This window comes from Hymenobacter sp. BT188 (genome assembly GCF_014333585.1).
In the GTDB taxonomy this organism is placed as follows: domain Bacteria; phylum Bacteroidota; class Bacteroidia; order Cytophagales; family Hymenobacteraceae; genus Hymenobacter.
Genome location: NZ_JACSCW010000001.1, coordinates 734,278 through 748,243 on the forward strand (window position 1 = coordinate 734,278; position 13,966 = coordinate 748,243).

Annotated in this window: 8 protein-coding genes; 7 read left to right on the forward strand and 1 reads right to left on the reverse strand. The window is 60.0% G+C overall.

The features are described from left to right. Window positions 1-18: 18 nt before the first annotated feature. The 5 genes from H8B13_RS02890 (at window position 19) to H8B13_RS02910 (ending at window position 7,811) form a co-directional block, all read left to right on the forward strand. A complete protein-coding gene (locus H8B13_RS02890) occupies window positions 19-294 on the forward strand; it encodes a hypothetical protein (protein WP_187309309.1) in 276 nt (91 codons plus the stop codon). Between the two features lie 31 nt (window positions 295-325). Continuing rightward, entirely contained in the window at window positions 326-1,495 is a 1,170-nt protein-coding gene (locus H8B13_RS02895) for an efflux RND transporter periplasmic adaptor subunit (protein WP_315985099.1), read from the forward strand. 49 nt (window positions 1,496-1,544) lie between these two features. Beyond that, entirely contained in the window at window positions 1,545-4,709 is a 3,165-nt protein-coding gene (locus tag H8B13_RS02900; RefSeq protein ID WP_187309310.1) for an efflux RND transporter permease subunit, read from the forward strand. A 9-nt stretch (window positions 4,710-4,718) separates the two neighbouring features. Further along, window positions 4,719-6,191 (forward strand): efflux transporter outer membrane subunit, encoded by a 1,473-nt coding sequence (locus H8B13_RS02905; protein ID WP_187309311.1) that lies wholly within the window; start codon window positions 4,719-4,721, stop codon window positions 6,189-6,191. A gap of 288 nt (window positions 6,192-6,479) precedes the next feature. Next, window positions 6,480-7,811, forward strand: coding sequence for a glycoside hydrolase family 28 protein (locus H8B13_RS02910; RefSeq protein ID WP_187309312.1), 1,332 nt, complete (start codon window positions 6,480-6,482; stop codon window positions 7,809-7,811). Here H8B13_RS02910 and H8B13_RS02915 read toward each other — a convergent pair. After that, window positions 7,797-8,165, reverse strand: coding sequence for a hypothetical protein (locus tag H8B13_RS02915; RefSeq protein WP_187309313.1), 369 nt, complete (start codon window positions 8,163-8,165; stop codon window positions 7,797-7,799). The two genes, H8B13_RS02910 and H8B13_RS02915, sit on opposite strands and share 15 nt — an antisense overlap. Window positions 8,166-8,875: 710 nt before the next feature. On the opposite strand from H8B13_RS02915, the gene H8B13_RS02920 reads away from it, so the two are divergent. Then, window positions 8,876-9,277 (forward strand): hypothetical protein, encoded by a 402-nt coding sequence (locus H8B13_RS02920; RefSeq protein ID WP_187309314.1) that lies wholly within the window; start codon window positions 8,876-8,878, stop codon window positions 9,275-9,277. 255 nt (window positions 9,278-9,532) lie between these two features. Continuing rightward, a complete protein-coding gene (locus H8B13_RS02925) occupies window positions 9,533-13,945 on the forward strand; it encodes a CusA/CzcA family heavy metal efflux RND transporter (RefSeq protein ID WP_187309315.1) in 4,413 nt (1,470 codons plus the stop codon). Window positions 13,946-13,966 lie beyond the last annotated feature (21 nt).

A 13,966-nucleotide genomic window follows, 5' to 3' on the forward strand; every position in this document is an offset into this window, starting at 1 on the left:
ACACTGGAGCGCACACCCATGCAGAAGAACACCCACCACCAAGCCCTGACTTACCTCCTGATTGCCACCTTGGTGCTGTCGGCGGGGCTGAACTACTATCTGCTGAGTTGGCGCACAACCCAGCCCGCGACGCCCGCCCTGACCGAGGAGCTCGACGCCACGGAAACCGCCGCCGAGCTGCAGCTCACCCAGCGGCTGCTGGCCCGCTGCCAGGCCGAGCAGCACCGCAAAGACAGCTTGCTGGGGTACGTGCCTCCCGCTACCGCCGAGCCGCTGGCCCAGTTCAATGACTAAAAAAAGCCCCCCAACCTTAACCACTACCGCAGTGCATCGCCAACCCAACCCTTCTTCCTTCACCAACCGCCGGCCGTGGCTTTGCGGAATGCTTGCTCTCCTGCTGGGGGGCTTTTTTGGCTGTGGCACCAAAGGGGAGGGCGGTGCCGTCGTCGTTGAGGAGACCCCGGAGCTGCCCGTCACCCGCCTTGTGGCTCGCGACACGGTGCTCACCCGCGAGTATGTGGCTGATATTCAGGCCGTGCGCAACGTTGAGTTGCGGGCGCGGGTAGCAGGCTTTCTGGAGAAAATATATGTGGATGAAGGCCAATCTGTGAAGAAAGGGCAGTCGGTTTTTAAGATAAACGATGCCGAGTACCGTACCCGGGTAGCCCGCGCCCGCGCCGCGTTCAGCAACGCCACGGCCCAGGCCCGGGTCGCCGACCTGGAGCTGGACCGCGTGCGCATGCTCACGGAAAAGAACATCATCTCCAAAACCGAGCTCGATGTGGCCCAGGCCAAGCTGCGGGCCGCCCAATCGACCATAGCGGAAACCCGCTCCGCGGTGGCCAATGCGTCTCTGCTGCTGGACTACACCACCGTGCGGGCCCCGTTTGATGGGGTGCTGAACCGGGAGCTGCTCAAAGTCGGGAGCCTCATTGCCAATGGCACCCTGCTCACTACCCTGTCGGACGCGCGAGAGGTATTTACTTACTTCAACGTGTCGGAAGGGGAGTATCTGGAGTACGTGAAAACCCGCCAGCAGGACTCAGCCCGCAGCTCCAACGTGGTGCGCCTAGTGCTGGCCGACGGCACGACGTATCCCGCGGCGGGCAAAATCGAAACGGTGGAAGGACAGTTCAAATCCAACACCGGCTCCATTGCGTTTCGGGCCCGCTTCGCTAACCCCAGCGGCCTGCTCCGGCACGGGGCCACGGGCAAGGTGCGCCTCACCAATACCGTTCCGGATGCCGTGCTGGTGCCCCAGACGGCCGTGTTTGAGGTGCAGGATAAAAACTACGTGTATGTGGTAGACAAACAGAATATGGTGCACCGCAAAAACTTCGTGCCCCAAACCCGGCTGTCGGCTTTCTACGTGGTGCAGGCGGGTCTGAAGCCCGGCGAGCGGGTCGTGTGCGAAGGCATTCAGGATCTGCGCGACGGGGCCAAAATTGCCCCCCGCCCGGTCACGCTGAGCAGCATGCTGGTGGCAGCCGAGTAAGAGGCAGCCCGTCACGCCGCACATTATCCGACCAGAATAATTCATCCCTATGTTCAATATATTCATTCGGCGCCCCGTCCTGTCGCTGGTTATCTCGCTCTTTATCACGCTGCTGGGGGTGCTGGCGTTTTTTACGTTGCCCATCACCCAGTTTCCCGACATTGTGCCGCCCTCGGTGGCGGTGAAGGCCAAGTATACCGGCGCCAACGCGGAGGTGTGCGCCAAAGCCGTGGCCACGCCCCTGGAGCGGGCCATCAACGGGGTGCCGGGCATGACGTACATGAGCACCGTGACCACCAACAACGGCACAACGCTTATTCAGGTGTTCTTCGAGGTGGGCACCGACCCCGACATCGCGGCCGTGGCCGTGCAGAACCGCGTGACCACCATCATCGACGAGCTGCCCGAGGAAGTAATCCGGGCCGGCGTAACGACCGAAAAGGAGGTAAACTCCATGCTCATGTACCTGAATGTGGTGAGCGACGACCCCACGGTGGGCGAGAAGTTTATTTACAACTTCGCTGATATCAACGTGTTGCAGGAGCTTAAGCGCATCAAGGGCGTGGGTCTGGCCGAGATTCAGGGCTCCCGCGAGTACGCCATGCGGGTGTGGCTCCAGCCCGACCGGATGCTGGCCTACAACGTGTCAACAGAAGAAATCATCGCCGCTATTCAGGCACAGAACGTGGAGGCCGCGCCGGGCCGCACCGGCGAAAGCTCGGGGCAGCAGGCTCAGGTATTGCAGTACGTGCTGCGCTACACGGGCAAGCTGTTTCGGCCCGAGCAGTACGAAGACGTGGTAATCAGGGCCAATGCCGACGGCTCGGTGCTGCGCCTCAAGGATGTGGCCGACGTGAAGTTTGACGTGCAGACCTACCGGATGCTGTCCAAGTCGGATGGGCGGCCCTCGGCGGCTATCATGCTCAAGCAGCTGCCCGGCTCGAATGCCTCTGAGGTAATTGAAAAGGTAAAAGCCCGCATGGTGGAGCTGAAGGCCACGTCCTTCCCGCCCGGCATGGACTACAACATCAGCTACGACGTGTCGCGCTTCCTCGACGCGAGTATTCACGAGGTGCTGCGCACGCTGGTGGAGGCCTTTCTGCTGGTATTCGTGATTGTGTTCCTGTTTTTGCAGGACTGGCGCTCGACCCTCATTCCGGCCCTGGCCGTGCCGGTAGCGCTCATCGGTACATTGTTTTTTATGCAGATGCTGGGCTTTTCCATCAACCTGCTCACCCTGTTTGCTTTGGTGCTGGCCATCGGTATTGTGGTCGATAACGCCATTGTGGTGGTGGAAGCCGTGCACGCCAAAATGCACGAGGAGCACCGCAGCGCCATGGATGCCACTTTGAAAGCCATGGGCGAAATCAGCGGGGCCATCGTGGCCATCACGCTGGTCATGGCGGCCGTGTTTATTCCCGTTTCCTTCATGGATGGGCCGGTGGGCGTGTTTTACCGCCAGTTTTCGCTTACGCTGGCCATTGCCATTGTTATCTCGGGCGTGAATGCCCTTACGCTCACGCCGGCTTTGTGTGCCCTGCTGCTCAAGCCCGTGGCGGAAGGGGAGGAGCGCAAAGGGCTGCTGGGGGGCTTTTTTGCCGGCTTCAACCGCCGCTACGAAGCCTTTGCCGACGGCTACCAGCACCTGGTGCGCACCCTGGCCTCGCGCCGCCTCATCACGGTGGGGCTGCTGGTGTTTTTCTTCGCCGCCACCTGGGGCGTCAGCACCATTTTGCCCACCGGATTTATTCCGACCGAAGATCAGGGCATGATTTACATCAACGTGACCACGCCGCCCGGTGCCACCGTGGAGCGCACCGGCCGCGTGCTCGACGCGGTGCAGCGCGTGGCCCAGAAGCTGGAGCCCGTGGAGTCTGTTTCCACCTTGGCGGGCTTTAGTTTGATGAACGACGTGTCGGGCGCTTCCTACGGCATGGGCATGATCAACCTCAAAGCCTGGGACCAGCGCAAGCAGTCGGTGCAGGAACTGATGGCGGAGCTTACGGCCAAAACCAAGGGCATCACCGACGCCCAGATTCAGTTCTTTTTGCCCCCCACGGTGCCCGGCTTCGGCAACGCCGGCGGCTTCGAGCTGCGCGTGCTCGACCGCACCGGCCGCGGCGACTTGCAGCAGACGGCCCGCGTCACCCAGAACTTCATCACGGCTTTAAACAAGACGCCCGTTATCGACAACACCTTCTCCGGCTTCGACCCCAGCTTTCCGCAGTACCTGATTCACGTGGATAATGACCTGGCCGCCAAGAAGGGCGTGACCGTGGCGCGGGCCATGCAAACCCTCCAAACCCTGATGGGCTCGTACTACGCCACCAATTTTATCCGCTTCGGGCAGATGTATAAGGTGATGGTGCAGGCCGCGCCCGGCTTCCGCACCAAGCCCGACGATTTGCTGAACCTATACGTGAAAAACGACCGGGGCGAGATGGTGCCCTTCTCCACTTTTGTGCGCTTGGAGCGCGTGTACGGCCCCGAGCAGCTCACCCGCTACAATATGTACACCTCGGCCCTGCTCAACGGCGACGCGGCCCCCGGCTTCAGCTCTGGCGAGGCTATCAGCACCGTGGCCCGCGTAGCGGCCAAAGAGCTGCCCCGCGGCTACACCTATGAGTGGAGCGGCATGACCCGCGAGCAGATCATCTCAGGCAACCAGGCCCTGTACGTGTTCGGCATCGTGCTCGTCTTCGTGTATCTGCTGCTGGCGGCTCAGTACGAGAGCTTTGCCTTGCCGCTGCCGGTGCTGCTGAGCTTGCCCACGGGTATTTTCGGGGCGTTCCTGTCGTTGAAATTGCTGGGGCTGGAAAACAACATCTACGCCCAGGTTTCGCTGGTCATGCTGGTAGGCTTGCTGGGTAAAAATGCCATTCTCATCATCGAGTTTGCCGTGCAGCGCCGCCAGGAAGGTGCTTCTGTGCTCGACGCGGCCGTGGAAGGCGCCCGTTCCCGCCTGCGGCCCATCCTAATGACCTCCTTCGCCTTCGTGGCCGGCCTGATTCCGCTCTGCATCGCCACCGGAGCGGGCGCGCTGGGCAACCGCTCCATCGGTACGGCGGCAGCGGGCGGCATGCTCATCGGTACCATTTTCGGCGTGATCCTGATTCCGGGTCTGTACGTGCTGTTTTCTAGGGACAAAAAGCCCCCCAAGGAAGCGCCCTTATCGGAATCCGAATTCGTGAAAGCCGAGCCCGCGACTGTTTAACTCTGGTGTATGAATCCGTTGATAACTTCCAATAATTCATCTTTCTCCGGCCGTGCCAGGCCGTGGCTGGCCTTGGTAGCGGGGCTGCTGCTTGTGAGTAGCTGCCAGGTAAGTCAGCCCATTGCCAGGCAGAATTTGCCCCCCGCGCCCGCCACTTTTGCCGGCGCTGGCTCCGATACGAGCAGCATTGCGGCCATTCCCTGGCACCAGTTTTTTGCTGATCCGCGCCTGGTGGGCCTGCTTGATACGGCTCTTCAAGCCAATCCCGACCTGCTCATTGCCCTGCAACGCGTGGAGGTAGCGCGGGCCAATGTGCGCATTGCGCGCGGAGCCCTGCTGCCCTTTGTGGATGCGGGCGGTTCCGTCAGCGTCGACCGCTTTCCGCCCAATGGAACTCGCGGCCCCAACACCACTAACGACGGCCGCGCCATTCCCACGCCCACCACCGATTATTTTCTGGGCCTTACCAGCTCATGGGAACTAGATATCTGGGGGCGGCTGCGCAGTCGGCGTAAGGCGGCTATTGCCCGGTTGCTGGCTACGGAACAAGGCCGCCGCCTGGTGCAGACTGCCCTGGTGGCCCAAGTTGCTAGTCTGTACTACGAACTGCTTGCCCTAGATACCCAGAATGTAGTAATTGGCAAAAACCTGCGCTTGCAGGAGCGAGCGCTCGAAATCGTAAAGCTGCAAAAGCTGGGCGGCCGGGCGACGGAGCTGGCCGTGCAACAATTCACTGCCCAATTGCTGCGCACGCAGAGCCTGAAAGCGGTGGTAAGCCAGAATATTATCCGGGCCGAAAACGAGATAAACCGGCTGCTGGGCCGCTACCCCCAGCCTATCCGGCGCGGGCGCCCCATCCGGGAGCAGGAACTGCCCGCCGTGGTAGTGGCCGGCCTGCCCGCCACCATGCTCCTGCGCCGCCCCGATGTGCAGCGCGCCGAGCTGGAACTGGTCGCCACCCGCGCCGACGTGTCCGCCGCCCGCGCCGCCTTTTTGCCCGCGCTCACGCTGTCGCCTTACGTGGGCCTGAATGCCTATAAATCTTCGCTGCTTTTTGCCACGCCCAGCTCGCTGGCGTTGGGGGCACTGGCAAATCTATCGGCCCCACTCCTGAACCGCAATTTCCTCAAAGCCACTCTTACTCAAGCCACCGCGCAGCAGCAAGCCGCCTATTACGGCTACCAACAGGCCGTGCAAAAAGGCTTTCAGGAGGTGACCACAAGCTTACGCGGGGTGGAAAACTACCGCTGCGTGTACGAGCTACAGGAGCAAGAAGTGGTTGCCCTCACGAAAGCCGTTGAAATTTCCAATGATTTGTACACGGCCAGCTACGCCACTTATCTGGAGGTAATTACTGCCCAGCGGAGCGCCCTGGAAGCCGAGCTGAACCTAGCCAATACGCGCCGCGAGCAATTTCTGCTGCTCATTGAACTATACCGAGCCCTTGGCGGCGGCTGGTCAGCCACTCCGGTAAGCGAGTAAGTATTGGGTTTACGATCAAGTTAGGAACTACCGTAGGATAACTTCTGAACCATCAAGAGGGACATAAGACCCCAAATCGGGCATGTCGTACGGCCATGGAGTAGTAAGGTGGGGGGCAAAATTCCGGGGCAGGGTGGGAGTAGTAGCGCCATAGAACTGCATTAAGGGCGCTTAGCAGGACATGCTAGGGGCAGGGGCTCCGCCGGATTAAATTCCGTTAGCAGGTAAGTACAGAACGGCACTCCCGCAGGGAACCGGCTTCTTTGCGGCAGACCTTTTTTTCGTCCTATGAAAGTTCTTCTGGCTCTGCTCTTTCTTGCGCTAACCGTTTTCTGGCTGCCTTTTCAGGCTGATATCCCTCCCAATAAGGCAGCGCTACCCAAAGACTATATCATCACGCAATTCGGGGCGGGCACTGATAGCACCCAGCTTAGCACCGAAGCCATTCAGCGCACCATCGATAAGGCCCATGCCCAGGGCGGGGGCACGGTGGTGATTCCTCGGGGGGTATTTCTGAGTGGGGCGCTGTTTTTCAAGCCCCGTACCCAGCTGCGCTTGCTGGCTGGCGCCAAGCTTAAGGGCTCCGATGACATTGCCCACTACCCCCTAATCCCCTCGCGCATGGAAGGCCAGAGCCTAGATTATTACGCGGCCCTCGTCAATGCCTACCAGGTCAACGGCTTCCGGATAACGGGCCCGGGCACCATCGACGGCAACGGACTGCGGTTTTGGAAAGCGTTCTGGGCCCACCGCGACTCCATGCAGAAAATCGGCAAGTCGTCTACCAACCTGGAGGTGCACCGGCCCCGCCTACTCTTTATCTGGGGCTGCGATAACGTGACTATCAAGGACGTGAAGCTGCGCAATGCCGGCTTCTGGACCACCCATCTGTATCAGTGCAACAACGTGCTGATCGAGGGCTGTGATATTCGCTCGCCGTTTCGGCCGGTGAAGGCCCCCAGCACTGATGCCGTGGATATCGACGTGTGCAAGAAAGTAACCATTCGCAATTGCTACATCTCCGTCAACGACGACGGCATCGTCATGAAGGGGGGCAAGGGCCCCAACGCTCATAAGCTCCCGGAGAATGGGCCCATCGAAGACGTGCTAATCGAGAACGTCACCTTCGGGGAAGTGCACGCGGCCGTCACCATGGGCAGCGAGTGCATCCACGCCAACCGCATTACCGTGCGCAATTGCCGGGTGGACAACGACCGGCCACTCTTGCTTTTCAAAATGCGCCCCGATACCTACCAGGTGTATGAGAACATCACCATTGACAACGTGACCGGCCGCTGCGGCACCATCGTCACGCTCTCGCCCTGGACGCAGTTTTTCAACATGGCGGGCAGCACCGAAAAGCCCTTCGGTATTATCCGCAACATCACCATCTCCAACGTTAAGGTGAAAACCAAGCAGTTTGCGGTTCTCAACGGCAACCTGAGTGACCAGGTGTCGAATATTACCTTCAAAAACGTGGAAGCCACGGCCGAGACAGCGGCCTTTCCCAACAAGTATCCGGACGTGAAATTCAAGAACGTTACCCTCAACGGGGTACCCTTGAAGGCCACACCAGGAGTACAGGAAGGTCCGGTGGTGAAACCTCTAAAGCCGGATTAAAGAGTCGTCAACCAAAGCGAATAACACCGTCGGCTTGGTGCGTAAGAGTTGGTGCTGGTTGGCTCCGCTGCCTCGCAGACGTTGTTGCCGTCCACTAAAGCAAAACCCGACGAGCTTCTGCCAGTCCTGATGTCGGGAAGCACGCAGATCAAGCGCTGCTAAAGATAAACCCGCACCAAATGCCGCATTGCGCGGGATTTGGTACGGGTTTATCTTTTGTTCGTCGCCCGTCCGGGGGTAGCGGGTTTCGTAGCCGAGAATCACTGACCAGGCCGACGGGTTATCCGACGAGCCTTGAAGCGTGTAGTACCCATTGCCCTGGGCATTCCCGATTGGTGGTCGGTCCGGGGCCACTGGCGAGGACCAATCCTCATTTTATCATCATAAGCGGAATTCTCGTCCCGCACGACAATGGTCTATTCACCCGGCGTCAATTCCGTGCTGGTCGCAAAGGCGAACGGCCAGTCCGCGGGCTTCACATCGTTGAAGACACTCGTTTTCGCGTTGGGAACTTCTATTGCCGCTGTGGGCTTCAACTGCAGGAACACGTCCGGCCCCATCTCCCTGCATCCCAGCCCATGCCGTCGAGGCGAGGAAGTTGGGCGTCTTAATCTGTATCCGCGCTGATGCCTCCAAGCCCCAAGAGTTTTGCCCCATAGCGGTGCTCTGCGCTGATCAGGGCATCACGTCTTGGCAGCCTCGGTTGAACACCGGTACGTTGAGGGCTAGCCCTACGGGCTAACTCGAACTAGAACTCAGGAGCCCGACACCTTTCCCACGGGTAACCTCGGCAAAAAATTAGTGGGGGTGGTCTTCGCTATCTTCCAAAAGCTTTCCGAAACACGCCCTATTTCCAAGAAGACCTTGAATTTTGCGTAACGTACCAACCACCTTGGTGAATGCTACCCTGGATTAGGTGCAATTATCTTCATCCTTCGGAAGCTCATAAACATAATAGGTCGCTCTACCGGTAGTTGAAGAATAGAGGTAAATATAATTTTAAAGTGATTGTACAGTTGTAGAGTCTTAAATACGAACTAGCAGTTTTATCTTTACACCCGGAGATGAGACCATTCCTTGCCTTTTTTCTGAGTTTGTTGATGCTCGTGGGTGGCTTGATGCCGCAGAACGACGTGGAAGAACTGGGCAAACTTCCGCAGCTGGTGCAGCATTTTCAGTACCATCGTTCGCCCCAGGGCGGAGGGCTCTCTTTCAGTCAATTTCTGAGCAAGCACTACGGAGGTTCCACCAACGCCGTGTTCAACTGTCCGCCCTCACCTGAGCACGACAAGCTTCCGTTGCGCGGCGCGCATCAGTGCCCCAACCTAGAGTATGTAGTGCCAGCGGCGCGCCAGCTGGCAGCGTTGTCATATCATGCCTGGCCCGCTTTGGCGTATCGACTCGCGGCGTCCCCACGCTACACGTTTGCCTTTCGCGCCGCGCTGTTAGAGCCTCCGCGCGCCTAAGCTGCGCGGCATCTAGGCCCACGGTTTTGCTGGTAAATGGTTGACTGCTATAAAGTAGCGAGCGGTCTTATATCTATTCCAGCCCCGGCCGAAAGTGTACTTTGTTGGTGGCAATTGCCGTCATATCCTGGCCCTCAGCGCTGGGGCTCCTACTTCATTTTGCTTTCGCGCCATTCTGCCGCCCTGGCAGCTAAGTCGTTTAGATTCCGCCTTTTAGGTGGAAGATCTAGGGGCTGCGGCGCTAAATTCTACTGTATGCTTTCTCGAATTATTGCGGCCAGCATCCGCAACAAGCTCTTCGTAGCCCTATTTGTGTTGGCCATTATGGCATGGGGAGGCTATTCGGCGGTTCACCTGCCGCTCGACGCCATTCCAGATATCACTAACAACCAGGTGCAGGTCATTACCCAATCGCCTGCTTTAGCGGCCCAGGAGGTAGAGCAGCTGCTGACCGTGCCCCTGGAGCTGCAGTTGCGCACCGTGCCGGGTGTGCAGGAAATTCGGTCTACTTCGCGCTTTGGCCTGTCGGTGATAACGGTGGTCTTCGACGATGATATCGACACCTACCGCACCCGCCAGCTAGTGGCGGAAAAGCTGAAGTCGGCCGAAAGCAGCTTGAGCCCGGACATAGGCCGGCCGGAAATGGCCCCCATCACCACGGGCTTAGGCGAAATCTACCAGTACGCCCTGCACGTGGCTCCGGGCTACGAGGACAAGTTCTCGCTAGCCGACTTGCGGGAGGTGCAGGATTGGATTATTAAGCGCCAGCTTTCCAGCGTGCCCGGCGTGGTGGAGGTGAGTTCCTTCGGGGGGTATGTGCGCCAGTACGAGGTGAGCGTGGTGCCCGACCGGCTGAACGCTGCGGGGGTTTCCCTCGCCGAACTGTTCGCTGCCTTGCAGGCCAACAACGCTAATACCGGAGGCTCTTACTTGGAGCGAGGTCCCAATGCCTACTTTATCCGGGGCGAAGGTCGAGTCAGCTCTTTGCAGGATGTGGGTAATATCGTCATTAAGCAAGCCGGCACCACACCCTTGTTGGTGCGTGACGTGGCCGACGTGCGCTTTGGCCACTCCGTCCGCTACGGAGCCATGACCCGCAACGGCAAGGGCGAAACGGCCGGCGGTATCGTACTGATGCTCAAGGGCGCCTCCTCCGAGGAAACCATTCGGGGCGTGAAGGCCCAAGTGGCGGCCATCCAGCAGACCCTGCCCAAAGGCCTGAGCATTGTGCCGTTTCTGGACCGCACCAAGCTCATTGACAAAGCCATCCGCACCGTAAGCACCAACTTAATTGAGGGCGGCGTCATTGTCATCCTGGTGCTGCTGCTCTTGCTGGGTAATCTGCGCGCGGGCCTGGTGGTGGCGTCCATGATTCCGTTGTGCATGCTTTTCGCCCTGGGCATGATGCGCACCTTCGGTGTTTCGGCCAACCTGATGAGCTTGGGCGCCCTGGATTTCGGCCTGATCGTGGACGGGGCCGTGATTATCGTGGAAGCCATGATTTTCCAGCTCGTGCATTACCGCGCCCAATCGGACGGCGAAACTATGGACGAGGTAGCCGAAACCGCCGCCACCCGCATGATGCGCTCGGCCTTGTTTGGGCAGCTTATCATTCTAATCGTGTACTTCCCCATCCTGGCTTTGACCGGCATTGAAGGCAAGATGTTTCGGCCCATGGCGCTTACCGTGAGCTTCGCCATTCTGGGGGCTATGCTGCTGTGTCTGACTTACGTGCCGGCGGTGGCCGCCTGGGCTCTGCGCAAAGACATCAAGGAAGAGGGCACCCTGGCCGACCGCCTCATGAAGGGCCTCTACCGCGGCTACTGGCCCCTGATTCACGGGGCACTACGCTTTCGCAAAGCGGTAGTAGGAGCGGCCCTGGGACTGCTGACCGGAGCGGTGGTGATTTTTATGAGTATGGGGGGCGAATTTGTGCCCCAGCTCGATGAGGGCGACTTCGCTGTGTACGTAGGTTTGCCTCCCGGCTCGTCGCTGGCTCAAACCATCGCTACGACCACCAAAGTGCAGAAAGTGCTGCTAAGCGAGTTTCCCGAAGTGGAGCAGGTGGTGGGCAAGGTGGGTACCTCCGAAATCCCCACTGACCCCATGTCGCTGGAGGATTCGGACCAGATTATTGTGCTCAAAGATCAAAGTGAGTGGACCTCGGCCGGGTCGCGGGAAGAGCTGGCGGGCAAAATGCAGGAAGCCTTGGCCGATATTCCCAGCATCTCGCTAGAGTTTCAGCAACCTATTCAGATGCGTTTTAACGAGCTGATTTCCGGGGTGAAGTCCGACATCAGCATTAAGATTTACGGCGATGATTTAAGCGTGCTCTACGAGAAAGCCAACCAGGCTGCAGCCCTGATTCGCCCCTTGGCTGGCGTGGGCGACTTGAAGGTGGAGCAAATTGCCGCCCTGCCGCAGATGCGGGTTACCTACGACCGTCAGAAGCTGGCTCGCTACGGCCTGAACGTGGCTGACCTGAACACGCTGCTGCGCGCTTCCTTTGCGGGCGACGTGGCCGGCCAGGTGTACGAGGGCGAGCGGCGCTACGACCTGGTGGTACGCCTGGACTCAGCTCACCGTCGCAGCCTGGGCGACCTGACAAACCTGTACGTCGACTTGCCTGGGGGGCAAAAAGTGCCGCTGGGCGAGGTAGCCACCGTGGCCTTCCGTAACGCGCCCCCGCAGGTCTCGCGCGACAACGCCCGCCGGCGCATCAACATCGGCGTGAACGTGCGCAACCGCGATGTGGAAAGCCTCGTGACCGAGATTCAGCAGCGACTTTCCACCCAACTGCCGCTGCCCGTGGGCTACAGCCTGGCCTATGGGGGGCAATTTGAAAACCTGCAGCAGGCGAAGTCTCGCCTGCAGATTGCGGTGCCCGTGGCTCTGGGTTTGATTTTCCTGCTGCTTTACCTCTCGTTTCGCTCGGTAAAGCAGGCAGCCCTCATTTTTACCGGTATTCCCTTGGCCGCCATAGGAGGCATCCTGGCGTTGTGGCTGCGCGGCATGCCCTTTAGCATTTCGGCCGGGGTGGGTTTTATTGCCCTGTTTGGCGTGGCCGTGCTCAACGGCATCGTGCTGCTGGCCAGCGTCAACGAGTTTGCCCAGGCCGGGGTGCGGGGCGTGCGCCAGCGGGTGCTGAAAGCTACGGCCGAGCGATTCCGTCCGGTGCTGCTGACCGCTGCCGTGGCTTCGCTGGGCTTTTTGCCCATGGCCCTGTCTTCATCGGCGGGCGCGGAAGTGCAGAAACCCTTAGCCACCGTGGTCATTGGGGGACTTATTTCGGCCACGCTCCTGACTTTGATTCTGCTGCCGGTGCTCTACACTCTGGTTACCAAAGATGGTGAGCCGAGCCCCACGGATGATACCGCCGAGCCTGCTGATACGCCCCAACTAGCGACTAGTGCCTATAGCTGGATTGGGGTGCTGCTGGCTTTGGGGCTGAGTCTGCTGGCACCGGCCTTCTCGGCTCGCGCCCAGACGCCTGAAGCCGGGGCAACTCAGCTGCCATTAGGCCCGTCGCTCAGTTTGCCGCAGGCTTTGCAACTAGGCTTGCAGCAAAGCTTGCTGGTACAATCGGCGGCGCTGGAAGTGGAGCAGCAGCGCGCCCTGACCCGCACTGGCTACGACATTCCACGCACCGTGGTTGACTACCAGCGCGGCCAGATTTCGGGTGGACTGATTGACCAGAGTATCAACGTTATCCAGCAAACCTCCCTGCCCATGCTCTACGCGGCCCAGCGCAAGCTACTGCAAAGCCAGGCCCTGACAGCCGAGCAACGCGGCCACCTGCAACGCCGGCAGGTAACCCAGGACATTCGAGGCGCCTACTACCAGCTGCTGACCAACTACCACCGCGCCGCGCTGCTTCGTCGGCAGGATAGCCTGTATCGCCGGGCGGCGCGGGCGGCGGCGGTGCGCTACCGCACGGGCGAAACCAACCGCCTGGAGCAGGTGTCGGCCGCGGCACGCGCTCAGGAGCTCCAGAACCGCCTGGCCACCCTGCACACCCAGTTGCAAGTGCAACGCCGCCAGCTGGGAGTCCTGCTGAACACTGGTGGCCTACCGGTGAGCATCGACACCACCACCCAGTTGATCGCGCCCCTGCTGCCCGCCGATACTGCGGGCCTTTCTGCCGATACCAGCCCATTGTTAGGCTTGCTGCAACAGGAAGTAGCCGCCAGCCAGCAGCAAACGAAGGTGGAGCAACTGCGCCGCCTGCCCGACCTGCGGGCGGGCTACTTCAACCAAAGTATCAACCGAGAAAAAGGCTTTCAGGTAGCGCAGGTGGGGGTTTCTCTACCGCTGCTGGGTGGGGTGCAGAAGCACCGCGTGGCGGCCGCCCGCATCGGGGAGCAGGTAGCCAGCACCCAACTGACCTACGCTTCTGCCCAGCTGGCGGGGCAATTGGCTGGCCTGCGCGAGCAGTTGGCCCGCGCCCGGGCCTCGCTCACTTACTACGAGCAAACCGCGCTGCCCCAGGCCCGCCTGATTCTGAGCACCGCCGAGAAAAGCTGGCGAGCCGGTGACATCGACTACGTGACCTACGTGGTGAACACTGAGCCCGCTTGGCAAATCCAGGTGGCCTACCTCGATCAGGCCGATCAATACAATGAATTCGTTATCGCGCTGCAGGCGCTTGCCGGGACCGACGCACCCTAGTGCCAGCTCCCATATTTAGCT